Below are 24636 nucleotides of genomic sequence, written 5' to 3'. Positions count from 1 at the left end.
TATCTGCTGGCTCACACGCTTGGTTCACACGCTCCAGTGCGGGGACTAGCAATATCGAGCGAAACTACGTACTAGGGGTTGTTGACATTTAACCTGATATCCTGCGCCCAACCAACTGTTGGGAAGCCTGGCAGGTCGAAATCGGGGGCGCAATCCCGATTTCGATCCCGATCCCGATCTCGGGCATGACGCATCCCAATCCACCTGGCTAATGTCAACATGGCCTAATCCGCCAGATACCGAAGCAGTGATTGGAAGCGCCTCTGTCCTGCTTCGCCGAACAAGGGATCCTGCTCGCCGGACGCCGTTGAGCGGAGCTCGTCCCAATCGCTCGCGGACAAGCGTTCCCGCGCCAGCGGGAAGGCCGCGCGCTCCTCCAGGTCCAAATGCTCCCGCAAGGTCTTGACCAGCTCGCGGCCCTGGACCTCCACCTGGTCCCGCCGCAAGACCTCCTCGTGCATGATGCCTTCCAACGATCGGCAAAAACGCTTATTGACCTGGCTGAGCAGCTGATGCTGGTTGCTCAACAAGTCCAGCACCGGATACTTCTCGTTGCTGCGTGCTCGGAGCCGGTCGAAGATATCCTCTTCGCTCGGATGGTGGACCTGGTCGGCATAGTCCTCCATGTACTCCAGCAGCTCGCACAGGAGCTCGTAATCCGGCTCGCCGCCCGCGTGGAACCGGTCCAACAGGTCGTCGAGCAGATCGAGCACGCGCAAGAGGTGTTTGTGATCCCGGATGAGACGGTCGAGCAGCTCGGCCATGACTTCTCCTCTCCACAAAATCCATAGGCGACAGGTATGGAACCGAGGCACGGCACCGGTTGTAAACTAGTCTAGCACGACAACCGCGCAGGCGTTTTCGGACCCCTGCAAATACCAGGGCAACCGGATAATAAATAGATGTAAAACAATTAGGAGCTATCGTCAAAGATCTCTCCCTTCGGTCGAGATGACAGAGACTGATTTTGCCGGAAAATCTTGCTGAAACTGGGTACTAGTGCTCGAGCGTGAAGAAGATGTCGCCGCCTTGGGCGTCGCCGGTCTCGGCCTGCAGCTCGATCCAGTCGTTGAGGTCATAGCGCAGCTTGATTTTATCGGACTCGTTACCCAGGCTGTAGTCATACTCCGCGAACACCTTGGGCGCGATATAGGTGCCCAAGGAGATGGCCTGGTCCGGTTGCCCCTCGCCGCTGCGCTTGGGGGGAATGCCGGTCACCAGGTATTTGGTGACTTCCGACTGGGACATACCGGGATCGGTCGCGGAGAAAAAGGTCAGCTTCGGGTTTTTGATGGTGCCGAAGACTCGCAGGCCGGCGGTGATATCTCCCCCTTCGCGCTGGGCCGTGAGGATCAGATGGGGGTTGTCGATGGGCGATTTCGCGTAGCTCAGGAACCCTTGCTCGATGGTCAGCGGGGTGCCGACGTCCGCACTTAGGGGCCCAACGACGGAGATGCGGTAGGTGCCTTCGACGATTTCCAACTTGCCGTCCCCCAGAAGTTCTTTTCCCGGTGTCTGGAGAATGGCCAGCTCGCCCTGTATGGCGCCTTTCAGACCGAAGGCATCGACGGTCACCTGCTCGCCCAGCACCAGGCGCAGGTCGATGTTCGTAGCGTAACGGGACTGCCTCCCCTGCATCTCGGAGAGGATGACCACGTTCGACGACGGCGAAGCTGTGCCCGCGGGGAGGTTGCGGGGCCGGATGCGGGCCTCAGGCACCGTCACCGTACCGGTTAGCTTGGCTCCCGGCGGCCCGATCTCGGCCTGGAGGTCGGGTGAGGCCAGGACGAAATACTCCTTGGAATTCGCCACCGTGAGCCGCTTGCCCTGGGCGCCGATACGGGTAATCGGACCCTCGGCGCCCAGCAGGGTGCTGCCCTTGATCTCCAACCGGCCTGCTCCGGCCTTAAGGCCGCCGTGGTACTCGATGCGGTCGAGACCCCTGGCCTGGGCGTCGAAGGTCAGGTCCGCGACCTTGAGGCCGATGAAGGGTACCTGGAGCCCCCCGCCCGCCAGCCGGGCGGCGCCCCTGAGCCCCGGCTTGGCGAAGGTTCCCCCGAGCTTGAAATCCGCCTTCAGGTTTCCGGTCACACGCGTGATGTCCGGAACCAGGCGCGAGACGATACTCAAATCCTTGATCCGTGCCTGCACGCCTCCCCGCAGGGGCTGCTGCGGGCGCGTGGGTTGGTTCAGGCTCCAGCCGGGCAGGGAGGCATCGGCGGACAGCTTGCCCAAACCGGTCAAGGGGACCGCGAGCTTGGCCCGCAGACCTTTCTTCCTCGCATCGACAGCAAGCTGCGCGGACGTGAAGTCCAGCTGTTCAGAGTGCCCGCCATGCAGGGTGGTGAGCTTCCCCTCGACGACCCGCACTCCGGCGGTGCCTGTGAGTATCCCGCCTGCTGCTTGAAAGTCGGCCTCGGCCCTGGCCGCGCCCGCTAAGACCAAATCTTCGGGAATGAATCCCTTGAACAGATCGAAGGCCAGACGGTCCAGATCGAGCGCCGCGTTCCAGCGCCCCGCCTCCTGTTGCGTGAAGCGCGCGCAGCCCCCTGAGCCGGCCTCCTCGCGGATACAGAGCGGACCTGCGCTGATCCGCGCCCCGGCCAGATCGATCGGAGCGGCCTGCTGTAGCCGCCAGTTACCGAACTTTTGGGTGCGTAGCGCCAATCCTTCCAGTCGACCCGCATAGGCATTATCTCCTTTCAGGCTGCCGCTAGCCTTGAGGTCCAGATCCAAGGGCGCGCCGGTGACCTGCGCGGACAGACGGTGCGCGCCCATGTCACCCTTGCCCTGGATGCTTAGACTGTCGAAGACCATCCCACCTGCTATCAGGTCTTGTCCGGTGAGGTCGATCTTTACCGGACCGCCCGGCGCCAGATCGACCTGGGCGGTACCTTTCAGGCCCCGAATGCTCTGCCCCGCCACAGCGACACCATCGGCGGTCAGATCGAGACTCACCGCCGGGGTCGCGAGGGTGCCGGTTACGGCCCCATCCGCCCGTATGCTGCCCTGGGCGTCGGGGAGCAGGCCCTTGAGATCCGGCGCATCGATGTTCAACGTCAGGTCCAGCCGCTCGCCCACCGAGCCGACGGCCTTCAGGCTATTGGGGCCCGAGGCGACGCGCAGCTCATCGACCCGGAGTTCGCTACCCTGCATCCGTATCCCGGCGACGGCGTCCACCGGATAGCCCCGCAGCTTGCCGGTGAGGGACGCTATCTGAGCACTGAACTCGGGCCCCCCATCCTTGAGCTCGCCTTTGCTCAGGACGCGTCCGTCCAAAACGCCGCCCCATTCGGGCCATTGCCGGCCGGGATCGAGCCCGTCCGCCACCAGGGTCAGGGCCCAACTCGGCTCCGGCGACCAGGCGACTCGGCCTTTGGCCTCGATCTTTCCGTCCAGGGTGTCGATCCGCAGGTTGTCGATCCGGGCGGCCTGCCGATTGCCTTTCCCCGTGAGCCGTAGCTGCGCCGCGGGGAAATCGCGGCCCCGGACCTCGGAGGAGACCCGATAGCTGAATTTGTCGAGGGCCCCCTGGACCCGGAGATCGCCCTGCTCGACCACGGCGACAGGCTCCCCGACCAAGGGCCAGCGCAGCCCCTCCCAGGTGACCTGCAGATCGACCTTGCCCGCGGGGTCCCAGAGGTCCAACTCCCCACCGGCGGTGAGTCGGGCACCGGATTTGCTCTCGGTCAGCTTGAGATCCGCGATGTCAAGAGCCCCGTCCCGCCAACGGACGTCCAGCTTGGCCTGAGGCCGTCCGACGTCAGGCAGATCCGGGACCACACCGGTCAGGTTTCCCTGCACCCGGGCATTGTCGAGGTCGCCGCCGGTAGTCAGTATTCCGCTCAGATCCAGCGCCGGCAGATCTGTCTGGATCGCAGGCAGATCGACGCCTAGGATACGCACCTCGCCCGCCCAACGGAGGTGATCCAAGACCCCCTGGACCTCGGCCCGGAGCCGGACCTGAGCCAACCCCGTCAGATTGTTTTCCACGTACAGCGTATCGAGGTCGCCGCCGATCGTCGCCTGGCCGGCCAGCTCTAATGCCGGCTCCCGGGCCAGCTTCCAGGTCAGTCCCAACGCCAACGGATAGTCGCCGGTCAGGTCCACTTCGCCCTGGGCATCGGCCCGCAACTGCGGCTCCGGAAGGGTGAGGGTCAGCGCTTTCAAGGTGACTTGGCTACCCGACCAGCGTGCGGCCAGCCCGATACGGTCGATACGGAAGCGGGAATCCTCATGCAGGGTGCCCCCATGCAAAGTACTGATGCTCAGCCGCCCGACCAACGCCTGCTCCAACGCCAGCTCGAGCCCCTGGGGCAACAGGATCTCCGGGAGCTCGACAGGACCGGACGCCGCTTCTTCTTCGTCCTCGGAAGGGGCGATGGCGATATCCAGCTCCCGCGCGCTGAGCTCGGAGATCCGCAGGGTCCCGGTCAGGGCTGCCAGGGGGCTCCAACGCAGATCCAGGTTGCTGAACCTCAGCTCCACGCCGGGGGGCCGAACGCTCAAGCCCTCGAGGTGCAAATCCCCCAGGATACGACCATCGGCCCGCTCCACTTGGAGCAGACCCGGCGCCAGCTCCTCCCCTAGGGAGAGGGCGAACCTCAGCCCACTCTGGGTGCCCAGCACCCAAAAGACCACCAGCAGGAGCAGCAGAACCGCCTGCAACAGGAGCGTGAACGGGACCCGCAACCAGAACCGGCGACCGGGTTTCGACGCCATGGGAGGCGGCGCCTCCGACGGGTCGGCTGTCTGGGTCGTATCGGTGTTCTGGGCCATCTCGCTCACAGGTCCGGACCGATCACAATGTGGAGGCGGGCCGGGCTGCTTTCCTTAGTTGTTGGGTCCCGGATGATTGCATAGGATCTAAAATTGGGTCATTGTTGCGTGCCAGAGAGATTCTGGAGTTACTTGTAGCCTCCGCTGCGACGGAGCAAACGCCATGAACATCCAGGTTACATGCCAATGCGACCACGACCCCGAAGACTCGCCCTTACATCCAAGCGTCAACCCAGTCCGTCACGCACTGGCTGCTGAGCTGGGTGTGAGTGAGAATAGGATCCGCCGCTGGAAGCACCGTGACGACGGGGTTGCCGACGGCTGCCACACGCCGCACCGCTTGCAGACCACCCTCACCCCGGCTCTGGTGGTGGTGGAGCTGCGTAAGACCTTGCTGCTACCGCTCGATGACCTGCTGGTGGAGTTCATTCACTCTGAGGTCTCCCGCTCCGGCCTGGACCGCTGTCTGCGCCGCCACGGCGTTTCTAACCTCAAGGCGCTGACGCCCCAGAAGGTGTCTATAATCTGGCGGGACTTGACATCAGCACGATAACTCGCATTTATATACCCTCGAGATAGGCCCGCCACAAGGGAACGAGACGCGTGAGTATCTCCGTCGCCTCTTCGACGAAGTCGGCCGGATCCGCCGCCACCTCGTTCGCTGGAAAGATTCTCATCGCGCAGAGATGTGGCCCCGTGACGTAATGCTCTGCATCGCCACCGTTCATGCTGTTCTCGATCTCGCCGTAGCGGCTGCAGCTCCCGAGCATCAGGTCCTCACCGATGCCCAGGGCCCTGCCGAGGGCAACGACCCGGTCCGGACGATCCTGTACCGCTCTTGCAATGGCAGAATCGGAGGCGAGAAAGGGGGGCGATAGGTACAGGCCCACCCAGACCTCTGTCGGTTGGATGCCGACGAACAGCTGCGGGTCTTCTTTCTTGCGCCCCTCGCGATAGAAGAGCGCCAACATATGATCCTTATAGGGGCTCTTCCCACGCGCAAACCGCATATCCCGGTTGATGCGCGTGATACATTTGTTGACCTGAGGTCGGATTTCCATATCCGGCACTTGTTCTCTCAACTGAGCGCCGATTACCGATACCAACGAACGCATCGGTTCGAGCACATGGGCTTCATAACGGGAGCGATTCGCGTCGAACCATTGCTTATCTCGAAAACCGGTCAGATCACCCAGGAACCTGAAGGTATCGGACGAAAAATGTGTCATTGCGTCACGCCCTCATTAGATAAGAAACCATATGCCTTATTGACGTCTTTGGCCGACCCATGTACGAGTACATCGATGTGAATGTCGGTCTCGAAGTTTCGAGAAAGGGCATAGGGCTGGCCGGGATAGATCGGAGAGGACAAGGGCATTACGCCGACCGCCACCAGCGTCCCGTCGATATACCCATCACCGTTGAAATCGCCGATCCGCCCGGAAACGGTCTCACCCGTTTGTAGCGGACCGACTTGTTTCGGTCCGACCGGACCGCCGGTCGTCACGTGCGGCCCCGGGATGGTGAGCGTCCCGGTGGTACCGTAGAAGGGCAACCGGATGACACCCCGCGGTCCGATGCCCAGGTCCAATATCAGGTCCATGACCATGACCAGGTTGCCATCGACCATTGTTACCGTCACTTGCTGACCCGAGAACTCCCCACCTTCGCCGATGGCGGGTAAGAAGCGCGTGCCGGCAAGTGTGAAGGTCCCCAGATCCACGTTCTCATTGATCAGGGTCCCGTCGGACAGGCGGCCGTCCACCGGGGGAAAGTCCGTTTCGGCCGCAATGTTCGAGGCCTCCCCACCGTTATTCCAAAACGGAGTTACAAAATCGCGATCGGAAGTGAACGCCATATTTCGGATCATCGCCGGAAACAGGGGCGTAGGGATGTGGCAGCGTCACCTCTCCTGTAGTGCCGTAGAAGGGGGCCGCCACGATACTCGCAGGCCCGATACCCATGTCGAAGACGATGTCCATCGTCATAATCATGGTGTGGCCGTCCAGGAGCACAGAGATCTGCTCGCCCTGGTGGGCACCACCGGCACCGATCCCGACCAGAAACGGAATACCGTTCAGCTCGAAGGGTCCCACGTCCGCACTGAAAAATCCATCCGGGCTGGACGAGGTCGCGATCTCCCCCTCTACGTTGGGTTCCTGCGCGCCGTTATTGAAGAAGGGCGTCACAAAGGTCGCCGCCGTGGTGAAAGCGACGTTGCGGATCCTCACGTCGAAGAGCACGGAGTCCGGAAGCCTCCCCGGACCATAAAAGGTGCCGGCTCCCATGAAGCTTTCCGTGGTGCTGTACACGGTGAAGGCGGCGGCGGATCCGCTGACCAGCAACCACCCTCCCAGCAAGGTTACATAGACCAAAAACCTGGTACTTGGGTTCATCATTCACCCCTGTCTGATGGTGGTCAGCTCGGCGTGTCGCCGGATACGGTAATAACCCCCGACCCGCACCACGCCCCTCTTCTCGAAGGTACCGTCCGGCCAACGGACCTGGACTGTGACTTCATCCCCGGCGTCGCGCGGTACTCCGAAATGTAAGGTATAGGGGCTGTGTCCCAGATAGGACCCACGTGCCCGTACGGTTTCGCTTCGCGACCAACCATTGCCGCTGAGCACGACCTCTGCCCCGAGCGCCTCGAGGTTGCCGCTAGCGGGATCCCTGAGGTCGATCCGGACCGCGCGCGTTCCACCGGTCTCGTTACGGAGGATCAAGGGTGATCCATCATTGACCGACACCAGCCCATCCAGATCGCCATCCTTGTCCATGTCACCGAGGGCTACACAGCGCCCGACCACCGCTTCACTGGCCGGTGCCCCGGTCAGATCGGCAAGGCTTTTGCCGTCGTTGACGTAGAGCTTGTTAGCGACCGTATCGTTGGAAACGAACAGATCCGGAAATCGATCGTCGTTGACATCGAGTACGACCACGCCGAGGGCCTTGTTTTCTCCCGAGACCAATCCCGCCTCTGCGCTTATGTCGGCAAACCGGCCGTTCCCCAGGTTGCGGAACAGGCGGTTATCGAGTCCCTCGCAGACCTGCGGCGTTGCGTAGGACTTGTTGGTGCCGTCCAGCGTCGTAAAGATGTCCGTCTCCGGGCTCCACTGCACATAGTGGACGACGAAGAGGTCGAGCCACCCATCCTGGTCTACGTCGAGCCAGGTCGCGGACGTCGCCCATTCCGGTACGCCGTATTCCAGCCCGGCGGCGGCCGTCACATCGACCAGGACACCGGCATCGTTACGCAGCAACCGGGTGCCGGTAACCGTCGTCACGGCCAGATCCGAATCACCGTCCGCGTCGTAATCGGCGACAGCGACCCCCATGCCATACCCCAAGATCGAGTCCAGACCCGCCTCCGAGGTGACCTCCCGGAAACGCTCGCCCTCGTTGCGGTAGAGCCGTGCGATCGGGCGTCGTGACCGGTCGTTCCAGGGCCGCCCATCCGTGAACAATGCATCGAGCCGGCCGTCCCCGTCATAGTCGAACAGGGCACAACCGGGCCCCATGGTCTCGGGCATCAACTTGTCTCCGGCCGCCCCGGTTTCATGGACGAAATCGATCCCGAACTCCGCCGTCGGCTCCACCCACAGCACAGGCCGCTTGAGGTCCGAGATCCGCCCGGCGGAGTCCGTATAGGTATAGGTCGGTGTCGGCGCGGGCCTCCGGTCACCGGCCTCATCCTCTTGCGAGCAGCCACCGGGAATCAGAGGCACTGCAACCACCACCCCATAAAGGCCGTATATTTTCATCGGAGCATGAACACCTTGATCCGTTGGGCCGCGAAATTGGCCTCATCTTCGGTCTGGCGAAAGGCCAGGATTGCCTGCTGCGCCGTCTCATCCGCTTTGTGATACCGATAAGCGACTTCGGACGCCTTTTCCTGCTCGGTATTTCCCAGGGCGCGATGGGCGAGCATCGCGTAGTAATGGGCGGTGGCATCTTCGGCATCGATTGCCAGTGCCGTGGCGACCGCCAGGAGCGAGTCCCGGAACCGCCCGTCGAGATAGGCGACCCGCGCCTTGAGTTTGTGCGCCATGCGGTCTTGGGGAAATACTTCCAGTACCCGGTCCAGGGCACCCGCGGCGGCATCATAATTGCCTTCCCGGACCAGGACCTGCGTCCACAGCCACGCGCTCTGCGGGTCGGCCGGCGCCAGCTGCTCCGCCTCGGTCAAGGTGCGCCTGGCGGCCTTAAACTGTCCTTCCGCCATTTCTACGCGGGCTCGGGTTCTGAGGCAATTCACGCACTCCGGCTCCAGGTCGAGCACAGTGTCGATCACTTGCCTAGCCGACCTGAAATCCCCCTGCCGGAGGAAGCCGATGGCATAATCATGCATAAGTGCCGTAGACGCGACCTGCCCAGGTACCCCCGCCTGCGCCAGCAGACGTCTGCCTTCACGTTTGACGGTCAGGGTCGTGGCGGCGATCTCGGTGACCGGAAGATCCGGCACGGATTCGAACTTGGCGAATCCCTCCCGGTTGGTGGCAAAGGCAAACTCGGTATAGGCGCGATTGAACTTGCGCCACAGCAGACGGACTTGGATCGAAACGCCTGCGGACAGATCGCCCAACTCCGATAGCGGGACCGAATAACGCGAGAAATCCGCGGTACCCGGCGGAATCACCACCACGTAGATGGGCGCGACCAGTTCATGGGCATTGCGCTTGTCGATCCGCCGGCCCTGCCGGTCCACGCCCACCAGGTTGTAGATGCGGGTGTTCTCGCTCACGTGTCCGCCCGCGTCCATGCTACCGGCCACCAAGGTTCCGTCGTCGCTGGCCACCGTCACCTCGATCCAGGCCTCATTGGAATCGTTCGTGCCACCGGGAAAGGTATGCCCGACGTTCAGGTTGCGGACGACCACGTGATAGAAGGGCTTCATCAGATCGGCGACATGACGCTCCGGATTGGCCTTGAGGTACATGTCGTGCAGCAGCATGTCGAGACCGGAGGTCGCTCGCGAGAAGATATAGCTGTCTGCGTATTGATCGTTCCAGACGTAATTGCCGTTGCCGGTGTGATTCGGAATCTCCGCGATCCCATGACAGCTCATGCAGGTAAGGCCGGCTTGGGCAGCGACGGCCTCCTTATCGACATCCTCGCGCATACGGCCGGTCAACACGAGCAGCGGATCGTGGCAACCCGCACACCAGCGCGACTTTACCCGGCCCGTAGCCTCTTGGGGCAGGCCGAACGCAGCCAAGTGCGCCGCGACGAACTCGTTTGGCTCGGTCGGGGTCTCGCGCAGATACTCCAGCGTCGCCACGTAGAAAGGGTTGTTGAAGGATGAGAAGCGGTGGGCGGACGATGCCCATTGCTCGACCGTATCCGCATGGCAGTGCGCGCATTACAAGTTTTCTTGGTGATCGCGGCCCCAGGGCCATCGCCGAGTTGCTTGCGGATCGCAGTGCGCCAGTTCCGGTGCATCTCGGTACCCACCTGCTCGACGGCCTCGAGCCCGTCCAGCCGGCCTGGAGCAATGTCGGTGCAAGCACGCGGATCCGCGGGCTCTTGCCCCACTTCATCGCATCGCGCACATAACCGGGATCCGTTTCGTAACGGATGGCCAGCCCCATCGCTGCGCCGGTGAGATAATCCAAGCAGGTCATGGGCGATTCCCGGCGGAACGGTGGCATTTGCGAGAGGATGACATCAAGCTTGTCGATGCGGGCGAAGGCGACGCCCATCCCGAAACCGGCGCGCACGTCACCCTGAAATTGCTCGGGGAACGCCGAGACCACCCGGCTCACCTGTGCGGCATCATCCCCATGTTTGATCCACAGCGCACGGCCGGCACCGTGGGCGAATGTCGAACCCGAAGCGAACGGCAGGCGTGTAACTAACTCCGCCGCTTGGGTTGCAACCGCGTCTTTGAATAGGGCAACCGCAAAACCCATGCCCTCGTAGGCGTAGAACTGGCCGCGTAGATCCAGCTCCCCGAGCTTGTTGCGCACACGCACCGGATTGACCGCCGGCGCCAATCCATACCACGGGTTGTAGGCCTCGGTTACCGATTCTTTCAGATGGGCAGGGTCGATCTCCAGGCGTTCCACGAGATCGCCATGGCTGCCGAGTCGGGCCACGCCACGCTGCCAGGCATCTCTGGCCTGCTCGATGTTTCCGGCCTTGGCGAGGGCATCACCGAGACGGACGTACGCAAGGATATCGGAGGGTTTTATTGCCCGCTCTTCCTGGAGCTCGATGGCGCGCTCGAAATAGGAGATCGAGGTATCGTTCTTCTCAAAATAATCCGGCCATCGGCCTCGGCGAGTTTCCGGGCCTTTTCCAATACCGGGGAACACTCTGCGGTCAACGTAGCGGCTGTCGCCTGGGTCCTCTCGGAGGCCGATATGCCGAACTCCGGGGCACCGAGTGCAACCCCGGAGACGACGGCGAGAAACGCCGTGACGCCTGAAAGCGCGACTTTGCCAATTCCGTTCCTCATTGGGTGTTGCTCCGTGGTGTGCCAATCGTAGCCAGAGTGAAGTCGAGTGGAGCCCGTGTGCGATAAGGCGAATGGGTCTGGGCCGCTTGCAGGCGATCGTCCTGCGGCGGGGGATATTGATCGAGACCCAGATAGGGGATCGGCTCGACCTGTCCGGCATGACCGGTGTAACGATCACCGTCCTTGACGTACCCGACGAGCTCGAGGAGGAAGCTGCGCGTCCGAGGCGGTGGGGGGACAGGCCGCTCCACTACGAAGGAGAAGGAAATCTCGTCGCCCGAACCAAACACTGCATAGCGGCCGTCGGCCGACGCAACGAGCCCTTCGGTGGGTCCATAGGCAGTGAAGCGTCCACGCATCGGGCTCCACAGCGACGAGTAACGCACACCGTGGTAATCGAACCGCTCCGGATCCCGGGCGATCAGTCTCGAAAATCCGCGGAAGCGCAGCGTTGACTCTGCCAGCGGGGCTTCGCCCACAACCAGTGGCGGTGCATTCGTCAGACTAAATGCGATACGGTCCCAGTAAACGCTGATTCCGGAGCCGATACGCAGTCGCCGCGAGGCAAGCCGTCCCTTTATCGGAGCGACCACGGTCTTGCCTTTGCCCGACGGCACCCCCAGCGGGGCTACGTTCTGCCAAACACCGTCGATAAACTGCTGGATACGAGGCCAAGGGAGATCGGGACCGTTACCCTGTGCCTGTGCAATCATCGAGGTGGACTCGAAATAGTAAAACCAACCCGTGGCCAGAAGGGCATCCACTTCCGCGGGATCGACGGCCTCCGGAAGCTCCAGCTCGATCCAATGGGGCGCGGCGAATCCGGCGTGTGGGGAGCGCGTGAAAAAAATCTGCGTGTACCCCGTCCACTCGGGCCAGGGCCACGGTCAGATCGGAACCATCGGAGCCGCGCGCACGCGCCGGTGCGAGCAAGTCACGGGCGATATAGAAAGGCTCTGCCGGCGCAGGGACGGGGGCCAAGCGGGAATGGGGAAGGACCTCTGTTCCCTCCGGGTGATCGACTACCAGGAGCCGGGCGCGGTCCAGGAAGACCGTTTCGTGCAACTCCTCGATGAAGCGGATATCGAGTCGCCCATCGCGAAGCCGGACCCGGTCACCCGGTATCAGGATCAGCTCCCGGTCTTTGACCGGAAAATAGATGCCGCGGTCGAGCGGTACCCCCATGGGACCGCTGATAAAGGCGTCCGTAAGGTATTCGAAGCGTTCCCCGTTCCAAACGAAAAGGTTGGGACAGGACCCGGAAATCCGTTCGGACTCCTTAAATGGGTAGACAGTGGGTGCCGCGTCGATCTTGAGTTTGTTTTCGATGAAGCCGTTGGTCCATTCCAGCCTCAAGATCTCCACATAATCGGATCGTCCTATGCCGATCCGCTGCACCCTCCGGGCGACTGAGCGTAGGCATAGCTGCCGCCGCGGCGGACCTCGATCTGGGTCAGGAGGCCACTCGGGGCAGCCCTGACCCCGTTGGCGAACAGGGCGATGGATTTGCCGACGCCTTCAGTGACATTGCGCACAATGGTGATTTTGCCCTGTTCCGTAATATAGGCCAGGTCCTCGCGGCCATCCTGGTCGACGTCGGTTGGGATGATGCGAGCACTGGTCGTCGGTTTCGGCCATTCCTCCGTGCTCAGGATGTGGAAGCCCTGGTCGCCCCGGTTGCGCAGCACCAATGTCTTTCCGCCCGCTGTGACAATGGCTAGGTCCAGCAGGCCATCGTTGTTGAAATCCGTGACCACCGCTCGCTGCGGTCCTCCCGCGGCAAGCTCTATGTCCTCTGTCGCCATGGCCTCGGCCACCGCGAAGACGTCGAGATTCCAGATCATGCGGATCGACTTGGGTCTCAGCAGGGCGACATCGAGGCGCCCGTCGTTGCTGAAGTCGGCAATGACCAAGTCATTCGACCCGGCACCAGCGGTCACGCGCAGCGCCTCCCGCAGACCATCGGGGGTCCCCACTGCGACCACCAGGGCGTCGTCGTGCAGGATCAACAGATCACTCTGCCCATCCCGCTGCAGATCGGCGACGGTTACCGCTTTGGCCCCTTCCAACTGTTTCGGCACCGGCCCGGTCTTGTACAAGGTCTCTTCTTGAACAAACCGGCGCTTACCGGCATTGGTGAGAGGGATCCGATCACTGCCGGCTGCGATGTCGATATCGCCGTCGGCATCCAGGTCGGCGAGCACGACAGAAACCGTGGCATCGGGCAGTATGGCCTTATACTCTGCGGTCTTGCCGACGAAACCCTTGGCAAGAGATAGCCCCGTGCCGGTAAGGGCCAAGACCCGCGACCCCTGTGTATCGAACCACTCGATGTGCATGTAGCGGCTATCGGGTGGGACCCGACACGGATGTGCCCAACTGGGCCTGGGTACCTGGATCTGGCTCGAGTGCGAGATTACTGCCAGTCTCGGATACCTCGGCGGATGCTGCCCGTGGTTCGCAGGGACCCGTGTCGACACCCTCTAGGCGCTCAGGATCCAGCAGGTAGAGCTCCCGGTCCGTACCCACCCACAGACGCCCGGCCGAGTCTTCGGCAATTGCATTGAGTCCGGTGACATCATCGAGCGTCAGCCGTTGGAGAACGCCTCGACCCGGGTCCTGTAGATCGAGCTCCATTGCCATATCCGGATGGGCGACCCATACCCGGCTCGTGGGTGAGCCGTCGCGCGGCCGTCCCAGGGCCAGGCGTAGCCTCCGAACTTCAGCGGGATAAATACCCGACCAGCTTGCGATCGGATCTCCGTCTTTATCCCACAGGGTCAATCCCGTTGCGGCGGCGTATAGGGTCCCATAATCGGTGCTCAGGGTGTCCAGGGGCTTTTGTTCCGCCCCCGACCTCTGCCAGCCTTCGTTCGCCTCGCGCAGCTCGCGCCAATCGCCCTCGGGACTCAGGCCCAGGAGTCTCTGGCCGGGCGCGGCCAGGAGGCCGCGTAGGCGCGTCCCCACGGGATGGAGCTTGGCCGAGACGGGCGTGGAGCCATGCGCCGGGATGGCAAAGGAGCCGATAAATGCCCTGGATGAGACGGGACCGACCGGATTATAGAGGGTGAAACGGATGGTCGAGTCGTGCCGCACCACCGTAGAGACAATGCTTGCGATTCCTTGAGGAGACTTAGGAGAGAATTTCTCTCCGGGGACATTGAAGGACAGGGCTCGGCGACCGGCAGCTCGGTGCCGGGATCCCGGATTATTGCCACACCCTTGCCGGTAGCGGCCACCAGGATGGGGCTGGCCGCGACCACTGCATTAACCTCATCGGAGGGCAGGCCGGCAGCGGCATCGATGGCGGAAGTTCCCCTCCCAGAGCTGGCTCAGGCCCTTGTCGGTAGCGACCCACAAGGCCCCGAGCGGTCCGATCGCAAGATCTCGGATCTGGTTACTGGCCGGACCTAGGTCGCCTTTGGCCGGGATGCGGAGCCAAGGGGCGGGGAAAGACGGTTCAGGTGTCGCGGGGGCGGCTGAGAGGAGCGGTAAACGTAATTGCCGCTATTATCAACAAGGTGAATCTGAGCAAACAGGCGGATCGGCCGCTGCGACTGTTCCGATGAGAAGCGCATGACATGGATTGATAGCCGTGATTCGAGATGCTGGGGAAGCTTGAAAAAATTCAGTTTAGCTTTTCAGCTTCCCCCACGACAAATCAAGTCTTGCCCTACTCCGGCAACCACTCCTGATCCAGGATCTCACTCGCGTCCCAGGGGCAGGTCTCGGGAAAATCGGAGAGTCCGGTTTCTTCTGCCGCTTGAGCCGTGGCATCGTCCCACACGCCGGCCCACCAGTCGGGTTCGGCGAGTTTAGGGCGCAGGCTCGGCGTTTCTTTCAGGCGCCGGGCAATACCGCGCCGCTGGTTGCGGATGGTAATTTGCCAACTTGCGCCGCGGCGTCCCGGTTGCTGCTGCCACTTGAGGAGGTGCACCAGCAATCGCGTCATGCGGCTGACCAGCTCCCGCTGCTCGCTTTTACCCACGTCTTCGATCTCCTCGGCCAGATGCTCTCGGTCAAGTTGGTCGAGCCGTCCCTCACGCAGTAGATTTGCCTGCTCCGTGGCCCAGGCGACCACGTCGTCTTCGTAACCTGTGACGCTTGTCATAAATCGCTCATGTCGTCGAGCAACCGGCGTATTGCCGGTTCGGAGAGTCCAACGGATGTGGCAATGGTTTCAATGGCTATCCCATTGTCGTACAGAGACTTGACAAGGATTCTCCTTTCTTCCTCGCGTCCTCTCGCCAGCCCTACCTCTAGCCCGTCCTGTCGGGCATCCTCGATCATGCCCCACTCGGAGCGGACGTAATCGATATGCTTGTCGAACCTTCTGCGCTCCCTCTCATCCATCCTCAGATAATCGAATTTCTCCTTCAAGGCCCCGATACCGGGGGCGGTAAATTCGTCCAGGACCTCGTTGTTCTTGAAGGCATAAACCCACTGATCCAGGTCGTCCCGGACCACATCCGTAAAGCGTTTCAGGGGAATCAGATAGTATTCGGGAAAGATGTTGGTCTCGCCGATGCGAACCGGCTCGCCGACCAGGGATTTCTTCAAGGTCACCGGATGGTGGGTATGGAGGCCCGTGAATTCGGTCTTGCCGTGGTAGATGTAGTCGTCACCGTCTTCGGTGACGTCGAAATAGAGGAGGCTGATGGAGTAGACCTTCTTGAGATTGGCATAGGGCTCGCCCAGCTTCAGGGTCTCGACCATGGTTCTAGTACCCCGCTTCACCTTATTTTGCATTCTCAGAGCCCCTCCAAACGCGCCAAGGCAAGGCACAGCGCGTAGGGAATAGCTCTCTCTATTGCCAAGCGCTGTAACGCTGCCTTGGCGCGTTTGGGGGGCTCCCTCCGGGCGCGGCGAGAAGCGACCAGCTGCGTTGTTGCGCGAGCTTGAAATAGGACCCGCTATTCCTGCGCTCGCGCGCCTAGCATCTGGCCGCTTCTCGCCTCGCTGAGAGCGCAAAATAAGGTGAAGCGGGGTACTCCCGGTGCCGTAAGTCAGGCGCTTGAGGTAGGCCATCTCCGAGAGGTATTGCACCTCGACGATAATCCGCTCGCCGTCTTCGGTCTTAGCCAGAAGATCCACGCGGTTGTATTTGTCACGGTCGTCCTGGCGGTTGCTCTCACTCTCCAGCATATCGAGGATGACCACCGCGCGTCCGAACAGGGCGGTCAGAAAACCCTCCAGAACATCGAAATTGGCCTTGTCGCGCAGGATGGTCTTGATGACCCAGTCGAAGGTGACGATTTGGCAGCCGGTCTTCTTCATGCTGTCGTCCTCCCTTGCCGGGAATCCGAAGGTACCTGGAAATCGCGGTTTGCAGGCACCGTCCTGAAAAATCCCATGGCTGGGACTTTGACCGCCTTTATTGCGGTTGTAAAGGTGAGCCAATGGGATGGAGTTGCCTTGTTCATAGGTCCGGACCGATCACAATGTGGAGGCGGGCCGGGCTGCTGTCCTTGGTCAGCGCGAAGGCCACATCCATGCGAATCTGCCCGATGGGCGAGCGCCAGCGTATCCCGAGGCCGGTGCCGACCTCCACCTGGCGGGTGAAATCCGGGTCGAAGGCGTTGCCGAAGTCCGTGAAGACGGCTCCGCTCCAGTCGCCCTTGATGCGGCGCTCGAGCTCCAGACTCCCCACCGCCAGATAGCGCCCACCGACGGCTTCCTTAGTGCCGGGGTCGTCGGGACCCAGCACATCCAGGGCCCAGCCGCGGATGCTGTTGTCACCGCCGGCAAAATAGCGGCGACTGGCAGGCAGGTCAAAGACGCTGTTCGCCCAGCTCGCCCCCAGGTCCGAGCGGGCGATGAGACGGTAATGATCGAGAAAGCTCTTTATCCACTTGAAGCGTGCGCTCCCGCTCAGGTAGGAGGCGGGGGAGATCAGTCCCTGGGCGGTGCCGAGGAGGGCAAATTTGATCCGATAGCCATTGGTGGTGTAAACAGGGTCGTCGGTGACCGTCTTGGACCAGGTGATGTTGGGCACCAGCTCGTTGACCAACTCCGCATCATCCGCGGCAATCTCGAACTGCTCCCGCCGGTAGTCGATGCCGGTGGTACGCCGCCAGCCGCCCGGAGTCACCACCGAGTGGGCGACTTGCAGGGTCTGGATGTCTCCCTTCCGGCTCGCGATGTCGTAGGAGCGCAGGTCGGGACGAATGGTGACGTAGTCGCGCAGCGGATTGCCGATGGGAATCCGGTAATCGCCTTTCATTCTCTGAAGAGGTTGAGAAATATTGGTTTCCAGCTTGAGGGTGTGACCCCACCGGGTCAGGTAACGGCGCCGCCACTCCAGGGTCACGCGGGGACCCACGTCGGTGGCGTAACCGAAGCCGAAGCGGTATTTGTTGGCCTTGTTGGGGGTAGCGATTACCTCGATGGGGACGGTTCGTTTCTCCCCGGCCGCCTCCTTGTGCGGGACGATTTCCACTCGCTCGTAGTACTCGGTTCCGAGCAGGTTGCCCTGGAGGGTCAGCAGTGCCTCCGGATCGTAGCGGTCTTTGGGTTGGAAGCCGACGAACCGCGCGAGATAACGGTCGTCGAGCAGGTCCTGAGTGAAGCTCACGTCGCCCAGGTAGTAACGGGGACCGGTATGGAGGTGGAACTGAATGATGGCCTGGTAGTTGTCCAGGTCGATCAGTGCCCGATTGAAGGTCAGCTCGTAATCCAGATAGCCGTTCCGGGCGGCAAGACTGCGGATATTATCGGTGGCCTTGTCGTACTCCGAATGCAGCAGCACATCCCCCGGTTGTATGGGAAACGCTTTAGGAAAAATCGGATCTTCGGCACCCGGACCTGTGATGCGATAGTCGACGGACTCCTGCGCCTGGCCCACCCGGACGGGCTCGCCCGGAACCACCTGGTAGTCGGCCACCCAGGCCCCGTCCTCAGCCGTCGGCCTGGTCAAGGTATCCTCCACTTGCACCCGGTAAAAACCAAAGGGCGCCAATGCCTTGCGGATCTGATCGGGGGCCCGCCGGTGCAGGGCTTCGAGCCGCGGCACTGAGAGATCCTTGTCCTTGCGTTCCTGGTAGATCCCGAGCAGCGCCAGCACGTTTTTCTCGTATTTCTCGTACTCACCGGTCAACCCCTCGACCCGCACTCCGAGATCGAGCGCCTGTATCTCTTGGGCCATGGGGAGGACCAAGAGCACGAGCAGGAGTCGCAGGGCCGGACGTATGGTGGAACAACGGGATACCGGCCACAGGCGCAGTTCGGTCATTACATCCAAGTCCCTAGCCCATCATTTCGACTTATATTGCGGGCATAATCACTTGAGCCTGATGTGTGCCTCCTCCGAGAAATTTGCATATGAAAGTTGCAGTCGGGGAAAAACACCGTCACCGCGGCGGGTGTGGAACCCAACGCTCAAATTTCCAGTCAAGGCTGCTGTATTCTCCGTCGTTGAGGTTCGACGTGGCCGCGCCGCTTAAGCCGGTGCATTCCAAAGCGGTCCGGAATCCATAAAGAGCCGGAAGTCTATAGGTGCTGCGACCCGGTAGCGGAAAGCGCTCAGCGTACCTGTGCCAGTAACCCTTGCAGCATCCCCTCTGCCTGTCCCAGGTAACCTGAGCCGAACAGGTTCAGATGGTTGAGGATGTGGTATAGGTTGTACAGGTCCTTGCGCGTCCGGTATCCCGGGTCCAGGGGCCAGGCCTCGTTGTAGGCGGCGTAGAAATCCCCCCCGAAGCCGCCGAAGAGCTCGGTCATGGCGATATCCGCCTCGCGGTCGCCGTAGTAAAGGGCCGGGTCGAAGATCACCGGATGTCCAGCCTCGTCGAAGCCCAAGTTGCCTCCCCATAGGTCGCCGTGGAGCAGGGAGGGGACCGGGGCATGGTCGATCAGGGCGGGTAGAGCGACGAGCAGTCGCTCACCCTGGTCCCGGAGCCGGCGGCCGTATCCGTTACGGGTCGCCAGGTCGAGTTGGAACCCCAGCCGGTGTCGCCCCCAGAAGGTTACCCAATCCTGTTCAGGATGGTTCGGCTGGTGGGTGGAGCCGATGGTGTTGTCGCGATCCCAGCCGAAGTCAGCCCGGGAGGCCAGGTGCATCGCGGCAAGCTGGTGACCCGCCTCGCCGGCTCCATGCGCGCCGGATCTGCCGAGGGCGATATATTCCATGACGATGTAGGACTGCGCACCCGCGGTGCCGGTGCACAGGGGGCGCGGGACTCGAATGGTGCCGGTGTCCGCCATCGCCTCGAGCCCCGCGGCCTCGGCCTCGAACATGGCGAGCCGATCCCGGCCGTTGAGCTTCACGAAATAAGCGTGGGGGCTACTGCCCAGGTGGTAGGCCCTATTGATGCAGCCCCCGCCGACCGCGCGCGAGGTGCTTGGATCGACCCGCCCTCCACCGGCATTGCCGATCGCTGCGGCGATGGCTGACCAGTCAGTCATCGTCAGTCAACCCAGCCGCAGCAGCAGGGGGCTCGAGCGGGGAAAGTGGGCGCGCAGAAACGCCATTTGATCCGCCAGCACATTACGGCCCATGAGGAAGATATACTCGGCATGGTTGGGCGTGAAGGGCACGGCCAGCAGCTCCATCCCGGCGGCCTCCGGGGTGCGGCCGGCCTTGTGGTTATTGCAGCGCACGCAGGCCGTCACCAGGTTGTTCCATTGATCCTCACCGCCCTGACTGATGGGACGCACATGGTCCCTTGACAGCTGGCGGGCGGAGAAGCGGCCGCCGCAATACAGGCAGATGTAATCGTCGCGTTGAAACAGGGTCCGATTGGACAGGGGAGGCACATAGTCGTCTTTCAGCTTGTTCAGCGCATGATGAATGCCGTGGGTGGCGATGATGGAGTTGATCTCCAGAGTGCTGCGGCGCTTGGTGGCGGCATTGATACCGCCGTGGAGGAGAAACAGGCGGTCGCCGCACCCGTAGACGACCTGGCCGAGGGAATAGAGCCTGGCGGCCGAGCGGTAATCTACCCAGTCCAGGGGCATTCCGGACCAGTCTGTTCGCAGTACCTGTTGGCTCAAGTTCAACATCGCGTGGCTGCCTGGAGCGTCCTGCCGGCTGCAAGGTCGGTTGGGGGGATGTCGTTCGTCGGTCCGGACGTCAAGCCCGAACGCCTCACCCGGACCTGCCCGGAGGGTCCGGCCTCGCAACATGGGTAAGAGGAGGGCGCGGGTACCGCAGCAGGCACCTTCCTAGCCAGTTCGGGACGGGCGCCATGATATCTATTTTCGAACGGTCCGACCACGGGTGGCTGCGACTGTGCCAGGTGAGTGCGTATCCATCTTCCCGAAAACACAAGCCCGGCGGATCGGGATTTGGAACCGCAAAGGCGCAAAGTGGATGTCAGGTCCGCAAAAAAACCCCGCCGAAGCGGGGTTTTCTCCAATGAGCGAATAGCCCGGGAACGGTTACATCATTCCCATGCCGCCCATATCTCCCATACCACCGCCGGCCGGCATGGGCGGCGTCTCCTCCTTAGGCTCCTCGGCCACCATGGCCTCGGTCGTGATCATGAGACCGGCAATCGAGGCGGCGTTCTGTAACGCCGAGCGCACCACCTTGGTGGGATCCAGGATGCCCATGGTGACCAGATCGCCGTACTCACCGGTGGTAGCGTTGTAGCCGAAGTTGCCCGTGCCCTCGGCGACCTTCTGCATCACCACGGAGGCCTCGGCACCGGCGTTGGCCACGATTTGGCGTAGGGGTTCCTCTATGGCGCGGCGGGCAATGCCGATCCCCACATCCTGATCGTGATTGATCCCCTTCAGGTCGTCGAGCTTGACCAGGGCGCGCACCAGGGCGACGCCGCCACCGGCGACGATGCCTTCCTCGACGGCGGCCCGGGTGGCATGCAAGGCGTCTTCCACCCGTGCCTTCTTCTCCTTCATCTCCACCTCGGTGGCCGCGCCGACCTGGATTAGGGCCACGCCGCCGGCCAGCTTGGCGAGCCGCTCCTGGAGCTTCTCGCGGTCATAGTCGGAGCTGGTCTCCTCGATCTCACCGCGGATCTGCTCGACCCGGCCCTTGATGTCGGTATCGGAGCCGGCACCGTCGATGATGGTGGTCTCTTCCTTGGTAATCTGGACCTTCTTGGCGGTACCCAACTCGTTGAGGCTGGCCTTCTCCAGGGAGAGGCCGACCTCCTCAGCGATGACGGTGGCACCGGTGAGGATGGCGATGTCCTGGAGCATGGCCTTGCGCCGATCGCCGAAGCCCGGCGCCTTGACGGCACAGACCTTGATGATACCGCGGATGGAATTGACCACCAGGGTGGCCAGGGCTTCGCCTTCCACGTCCTCGGCGATGATCAGCAGCGGCTTGCCGGCCTTGGCTACGCTCTCCAGCACCGGCAGCAGGTCGCGGATGTTGGAGATCTTCTTGTCGTGCAGCAGGATGTAGGGGTCTTCCAGCTCCACGTTCTGACTTTGTTGGTTGTTGATGAAGTAGGGGGAGAGGTAACCGCGATCGAACTGCATGCCTTCGACCACATCCAACTCGTTGTCCAGAGATTTGCCTTCCTCCACGGTGATGACCCCCTCCTTGCCCACCTTCTCCATGGCCTCAGCGATGATCTTGCCGATGGACTCATCGGAGTTGGCCGAGATGGTGCCCACCTGGGCGATCTCCTTGTTGTCCGAGCAGGGCTTGGACAGGGCCTTGAGCTGCTCCACAGTGGCCCCGACGGCCTTGTCGATGCCGCGCTTCAGGTCCATGGGATTCATGCCGGCGGCCACCGCCTTCAGCCCCTCGCGCACCATGGCCTGGGCCAGCACGGTGGCGGTGGTGGTGCCGTCGCCGGCCACGTCGGAGGTCTTGGAGGCGACCTCCTTGACCATCTGGGCGCCCATGTTCTCGAACTTGTCTTTGAGCTCGATCTCCTTGGCCACGGACACACCGTCCTTGGTCATGGTGGGGGCGCCGAAGCTCTTTTCGAGCACCACGTTGCGGCCCTTGGGGCCGAGGGTGACCTTAACGGCGTTGGCCAGAATGTTGACACCCGTCATCATACGGTTGCGGGCGTCGTCGCTGAATTTGACGTCTTTTGCGCTCATTACTCTATGTCCTGATTTCAGTGGGATAGGCGTCTGCTGTGCTTAGGTGCCGGCTGGGGCCCATCAGCCCTCGACGACCCCCATGATGTCTTCCTCGCGCATCACCAGGAGGTCTTCGCCCTCGATCTTGACCTCGGTGCCCGAATACTTGCCGAACAGCACCCGATCACCCTCCTTCACATCCAGGGGGCGGGTCTCGCCACTGTCCAGGATCTTACCCTTGCCGACGGTGATGACTTCACCCTGAATCGGCTTCTCGGTTGCGGAATCCGGGATCACGATACCGCCGGCGGAGGTGCGTTCCTCCTCCATACGGCGAACGACGACGCGGTCGTGTAAGGGACGGATCTTCATTTGGAGCAATCTCCTTCATTGCTTGAGCTAGTGATGGCAAGTGCGGAGGTTCGATACCGGTGACCGGCTGTTAGCACTCGCTGTTTGAGAGTGCCAATAATAGGGGCTTGTTCCGGGCTGTCAAGTGCCTACCCTTCTTTTCGACTCGACGTCGGACGGCCTGCACGGAAGGGGAAAGGGGAAAAGAAGCTAAACTATTCCGATGGCGCAAACACCAATCGCTCGAATCCCACCGCCACCACGCTGAAACTGTGCAGGCGCGGTAGAGCGCCGAATTTGGTCTTCAACTTGGCCCGATAGCGCGCTAAGCCCGCCTCGGCCTCGCGCTGTTTGCTTTGCACAGCAGGCAGTGCCCGTAGTGCCTCGCGATCCATTTGTTCGAGTGTCTTACCATCGAGTCCGGCTTCTTTCAGCGACACGAATTTGAACTCGATCAGGATATCCAGTATCCGGTACTGACGCCTGTCCGGACGCACGATCATGGTCAGATCCGCATGACCGCGTTCCAGCTCGACCTCCGATTCCATGATGTAGAGGGTATCGTTGAACAGCAGGGTCAGAAACGCGGTCTTGACGGTCAGCTCATTGCTCCAGGCGTAATCACGGTTGCTGAACACCTTGAAATACTTCTGTTCCACGAAATCGCATAAAGGTTGTAGATCGCCGCGCTGGTACAGGGCCTCGGCGGCCCGGCGCGCCAGGTCTCCTGCTCTGGCTTCCGGCAGTAACATTTCCTGAATCTGTTCCGCATAGAGCTTGCGGATGACCAGGTTGGGAATGGTCAGAATGAGCTCGCCGAAGGGCGTCACACCGCCCAGGGTCAGGATGCCGAAATAGTACAGGAGGGATGCCACGAAGCCGGTGTCCTTGCGGGCATGGAGCATGTCTTCCACCCCGAAGCGATCGGCCAGTCTCGGAACATGCACCGGCTCGGCCTCGGCCAGGGCATCGAGGATCAGCCGTCGGCCCTCGGGCAAGCGGGAGATGTAATGCATCTTGCCTCGGTCCATGGCTAGGTTGCTGTCGAGGATTTCGTCCGGATAGCGGCATTCACGCTGAAATTCTTCCAGAAAATACAGGGCAAGCGTCGGGTTATAGACCTGGTGCTCCGTATGCCGGCTGAAGCGGTAGCCGTTGTAGAAGGTCCGCATCATGGAGAGCGCCTCGTCCGCTGTGGATTGGGGTAGATCGCATTCCTCGGCGATCTGCGCCACCATCCCGGCAATCTCTGCCTCCCGAAAGCCGCACAGCGCATTGAATCGCGCCTGCAAGTAGATATTTTTCGCCACATTGTAGGCGCTGGTGAGATCACTCATGGCGACTGGCGAGACGCCGGTGATGAAGACCTTTCCCAACCCCTGTCCGCCGGCAGCGGCCTTGATGGTCTTGAACAGGGCCTTCATGCAGCCCTCGCCCGATAATAGGGCCTGATAGTGGTCTTTCTCTGCGCTGCGGTGTCCCATCATCAACTCATTGGCGAAGTTGTCGTATTCGTCGATGAGGAGATAAAGGGGGTGACCGGCTTGCTGCACGGCAACCAGCAGGGATCGGAAAGATGACAGTGCATCCTGGGGATCGATTTGGAGGGGACCCAGCAGTGTTTCCCGGTAATAATCCGAGCAAGCACTGATCCGAAGATTCAGGTAACGATAAAGATTACGCTTGATCTCCTCGCCGTCACCGATCGGGCTGACCTCGGAAAAGTCCCATTTGAGTACGAAGTACCGGTTGTGCCCGGCGGTGGGGTTGCGGCCGATGGCAAGTTCCCCGAACAGCTGCTCGAACCGGTCCGATTTGTTGAGATCATAGTAGTTCTCCAACATGGACAACAGCAGGCTCTTGCCGAACCGACGCGGGTGCAGGAAGAGCAGTTGGTCACCGGCCTCTTCCAGTAATGGGATGTGGTCCGTGCGGTCCACGTAATAGAATTGTCTCGTGATAAGAGACTCAACCACTACCAGCTGAAGCTGGTAGGTTGGGCCACTAAAGTGGCCCTCGGCGGACTCAACCGCCGACTGAAG

General features: G+C 61.8%; 20 protein-coding genes and 1 pseudogene. 1 reads left to right on the top strand and 20 read right to left on the bottom strand.

Features of this window, described 5'->3' with window-relative positions:
* Positions 1–224 precede the first annotated feature (224 nt).
* Together BQ17_RS05575 and BQ17_RS05570 are read right to left on the bottom strand one after the other, a co-directional pair.
* On the bottom strand, positions 225–764 hold the full coding sequence (locus tag BQ17_RS05575; RefSeq protein ID WP_089725044.1) for a hemerythrin domain-containing protein: 540 nt from the start codon (positions 762–764) through the stop codon (positions 225–227).
* A 232-nt stretch (positions 765–996) separates the two neighbouring features.
* Positions 997–4779, bottom strand: coding sequence for a translocation/assembly module TamB domain-containing protein (locus BQ17_RS05570; RefSeq protein WP_089725042.1), 3783 nt, complete (start codon positions 4777–4779; stop codon positions 997–999).
* A gap of 218 nt (positions 4780–4997) precedes the next feature.
* Between BQ17_RS05570 and BQ17_RS05565 the strand changes: the two are divergent.
* Positions 4998–5293, top strand: a pseudogene (locus BQ17_RS05565) (IS481 family transposase); the annotation flags it as partial.
* 46 nt (positions 5294–5339) lie between these two features.
* Here the strand turns inward: BQ17_RS05565 and BQ17_RS05560 are convergent.
* From BQ17_RS05560 to BQ17_RS05470, 18 genes are all read right to left on the bottom strand, one after another.
* Positions 5340–6008 (bottom strand): DUF2461 family protein, encoded by a 669-nt coding sequence (locus BQ17_RS05560; protein ID WP_089725038.1) that lies wholly within the window; start codon positions 6006–6008, stop codon positions 5340–5342.
* Positions 6005–6544: a hypothetical protein gene (locus BQ17_RS05555; protein WP_089725035.1), complete on the bottom strand. Its 540-nt coding sequence runs from the start codon at positions 6542–6544 to the stop codon at positions 6005–6007. The genes BQ17_RS05560 and BQ17_RS05555 overlap by 4 nt, the downstream gene beginning before the upstream one ends.
* Positions 6545–6590: 46 nt before the next feature.
* On the bottom strand, positions 6591–7178 hold the full coding sequence (locus BQ17_RS05550; RefSeq protein WP_089725033.1) for a hypothetical protein: 588 nt from the start codon (positions 7176–7178) through the stop codon (positions 6591–6593).
* Positions 7179–8543, bottom strand: coding sequence for a CRTAC1 family protein (locus BQ17_RS05545; protein WP_089725031.1), 1365 nt, complete (start codon positions 8541–8543; stop codon positions 7179–7181). It lies immediately after the preceding gene.
* Positions 8540–9916, bottom strand: coding sequence for a tetratricopeptide repeat protein (locus BQ17_RS05540; protein WP_176722305.1), 1377 nt, complete (start codon positions 9914–9916; stop codon positions 8540–8542). Before BQ17_RS05540 ends, BQ17_RS05545 begins: the two co-directional genes overlap by 4 nt.
* Positions 9882–11096: a tetratricopeptide repeat protein gene (locus BQ17_RS20340; RefSeq protein WP_176722304.1), complete on the bottom strand. Its 1215-nt coding sequence runs from the start codon at positions 11094–11096 to the stop codon at positions 9882–9884. The genes BQ17_RS05540 and BQ17_RS20340 overlap by 35 nt, the downstream gene beginning before the upstream one ends.
* Positions 11097–11235: 139 nt before the next feature.
* On the bottom strand, positions 11236–11952 hold the full coding sequence (locus BQ17_RS21530; protein WP_089725021.1) for a hypothetical protein: 717 nt from the start codon (positions 11950–11952) through the stop codon (positions 11236–11238).
* Positions 11930–12604 carry a hypothetical protein gene (locus tag BQ17_RS05520; RefSeq protein WP_176722303.1) on the bottom strand — a complete coding sequence of 225 codons (675 nt, stop codon included), beginning with the start codon at positions 12602–12604 and terminating at the stop codon, positions 11930–11932. The genes BQ17_RS21530 and BQ17_RS05520 overlap by 23 nt, the downstream gene beginning before the upstream one ends.
* A gap of 14 nt (positions 12605–12618) precedes the next feature.
* Positions 12619–13578, bottom strand: a complete 960-nt coding sequence (locus tag BQ17_RS05515) for an FG-GAP repeat domain-containing protein (protein ID WP_089725017.1) — start codon at positions 13576–13578, stop codon at positions 12619–12621.
* A 7-nt stretch (positions 13579–13585) separates the two neighbouring features.
* Positions 13586–14338, bottom strand: a complete 753-nt coding sequence (locus tag BQ17_RS05510; protein WP_089725015.1) for a two-component regulator propeller domain-containing protein — start codon at positions 14336–14338, stop codon at positions 13586–13588.
* A 574-nt stretch (positions 14339–14912) separates the two neighbouring features.
* Positions 14913–15350: a DUF29 domain-containing protein gene (locus BQ17_RS05505; protein ID WP_089725013.1), complete on the bottom strand. Its 438-nt coding sequence runs from the start codon at positions 15348–15350 to the stop codon at positions 14913–14915.
* Positions 15347–16516: a PD-(D/E)XK nuclease family transposase gene (locus BQ17_RS05500; protein WP_089725011.1), complete on the bottom strand. Its 1170-nt coding sequence runs from the start codon at positions 16514–16516 to the stop codon at positions 15347–15349. The genes BQ17_RS05505 and BQ17_RS05500 overlap by 4 nt, the downstream gene beginning before the upstream one ends.
* Before the next feature lie 142 nt (positions 16517–16658).
* On the bottom strand, positions 16659–18470 hold the full coding sequence (locus tag BQ17_RS05495; protein WP_089725009.1) for an autotransporter assembly complex protein TamA: 1812 nt from the start codon (positions 18468–18470) through the stop codon (positions 16659–16661).
* A 290-nt stretch (positions 18471–18760) separates the two neighbouring features.
* Positions 18761–19642, bottom strand: coding sequence for a fructosamine kinase family protein (locus BQ17_RS05490; RefSeq protein WP_089725005.1), 882 nt, complete (start codon positions 19640–19642; stop codon positions 18761–18763).
* Between the two features lie 6 nt (positions 19643–19648).
* The gene (locus tag BQ17_RS05485; protein WP_089725003.1) at positions 19649–20239 is read right to left on the bottom strand and encodes an HNH endonuclease; all 591 of its coding nucleotides are present in this window, start codon (positions 20237–20239) and stop codon (positions 19649–19651) included.
* A gap of 378 nt (positions 20240–20617) precedes the next feature.
* Entirely contained in the window at positions 20618–22261 is a 1644-nt protein-coding gene (gene groL, locus BQ17_RS05480) for a chaperonin GroEL (protein ID WP_089725001.1), read from the bottom strand.
* A gap of 63 nt (positions 22262–22324) precedes the next feature.
* Complete coding sequence (gene groES / locus BQ17_RS05475) at positions 22325–22615, bottom strand: co-chaperone GroES (protein WP_089724999.1); 291 nt, start codon at positions 22613–22615, stop codon at positions 22325–22327.
* A gap of 194 nt (positions 22616–22809) precedes the next feature.
* On the bottom strand, positions 22810–24570 hold the full coding sequence (locus tag BQ17_RS05470) for an AAA family ATPase (RefSeq protein WP_256091490.1): 1761 nt from the start codon (positions 24568–24570) through the stop codon (positions 22810–22812).
* Positions 24571–24636 lie beyond the last annotated feature (66 nt).

Source organism: Candidatus Thiosymbion oneisti (genome assembly GCF_900092655.1).
GTDB lineage: Bacteria > Pseudomonadota > Gammaproteobacteria > Chromatiales > Chromatiaceae > Thiosymbion > Thiosymbion oneisti.
The sequence above is the reverse complement of the archived record's forward strand: the minus strand, read 5'-3'. Positions and strand labels throughout refer to the sequence as shown.

Bases quoted from the DNA above. Each gene is read 5' to 3' on its own strand.
- groL (WP_089725001.1), bottom strand. From the start codon at position 22,261: ATGAGCGCAAAAGACGTCAAATTCAGCGACGACGCCCGCAACCGTATG.
- BQ17_RS05495 (WP_089725009.1), bottom strand. From the start codon at position 18,470: ATGACCGAACTGCGCCTGTGGCCGGTATCCCGTTGTTCCACCATACGT.
- BQ17_RS05560 (WP_089725038.1), bottom strand. From the start codon at position 6,008: ATGACACATTTTTCGTCCGATACCTTCAGGTTCCTGGGTGATCTGACC.
- BQ17_RS05505 (WP_089725013.1), bottom strand. From the start codon at position 15,350: ATGACAAGCGTCACAGGTTACGAAGACGACGTGGTCGCCTGGGCCACG.
- BQ17_RS05570 (WP_089725042.1), bottom strand. From the start codon at position 4,779: ATGGCCCAGAACACCGATACGACCCAGACAGCCGACCCGTCGGAGGCG.
- BQ17_RS05575 (WP_089725044.1), bottom strand. From the start codon at position 764: ATGGCCGAGCTGCTCGACCGTCTCATCCGGGATCACAAACACCTCTTG.
- BQ17_RS21530 (WP_089725021.1), bottom strand. From the start codon at position 11,952: ATGATTGCACAGGCACAGGGTAACGGTCCCGATCTCCCTTGGCCTCGT.
- BQ17_RS05550 (WP_089725033.1), bottom strand. From the start codon at position 7,178: ATGATGAACCCAAGTACCAGGTTTTTGGTCTATGTAACCTTGCTGGGA.
- groES (WP_089724999.1), bottom strand. From the start codon at position 22,615: ATGAAGATCCGTCCCTTACACGACCGCGTCGTCGTTCGCCGTATGGAG.
- BQ17_RS05485 (WP_089725003.1), bottom strand. From the start codon at position 20,239: ATGTTGAACTTGAGCCAACAGGTACTGCGAACAGACTGGTCCGGAATG.
- BQ17_RS05545 (WP_089725031.1), bottom strand. From the start codon at position 8,543: ATGAAAATATACGGCCTTTATGGGGTGGTGGTTGCAGTGCCTCTGATT.
- BQ17_RS05490 (WP_089725005.1), bottom strand. From the start codon at position 19,642: ATGACTGACTGGTCAGCCATCGCCGCAGCGATCGGCAATGCCGGTGGA.
- BQ17_RS05515 (WP_089725017.1), bottom strand. From the start codon at position 13,578: ATGCACATCGAGTGGTTCGATACACAGGGGTCGCGGGTCTTGGCCCTT.
- BQ17_RS05500 (WP_089725011.1), bottom strand. From the start codon at position 16,516: ATGAAGAAGACCGGCTGCCAAATCGTCACCTTCGACTGGGTCATCAAG.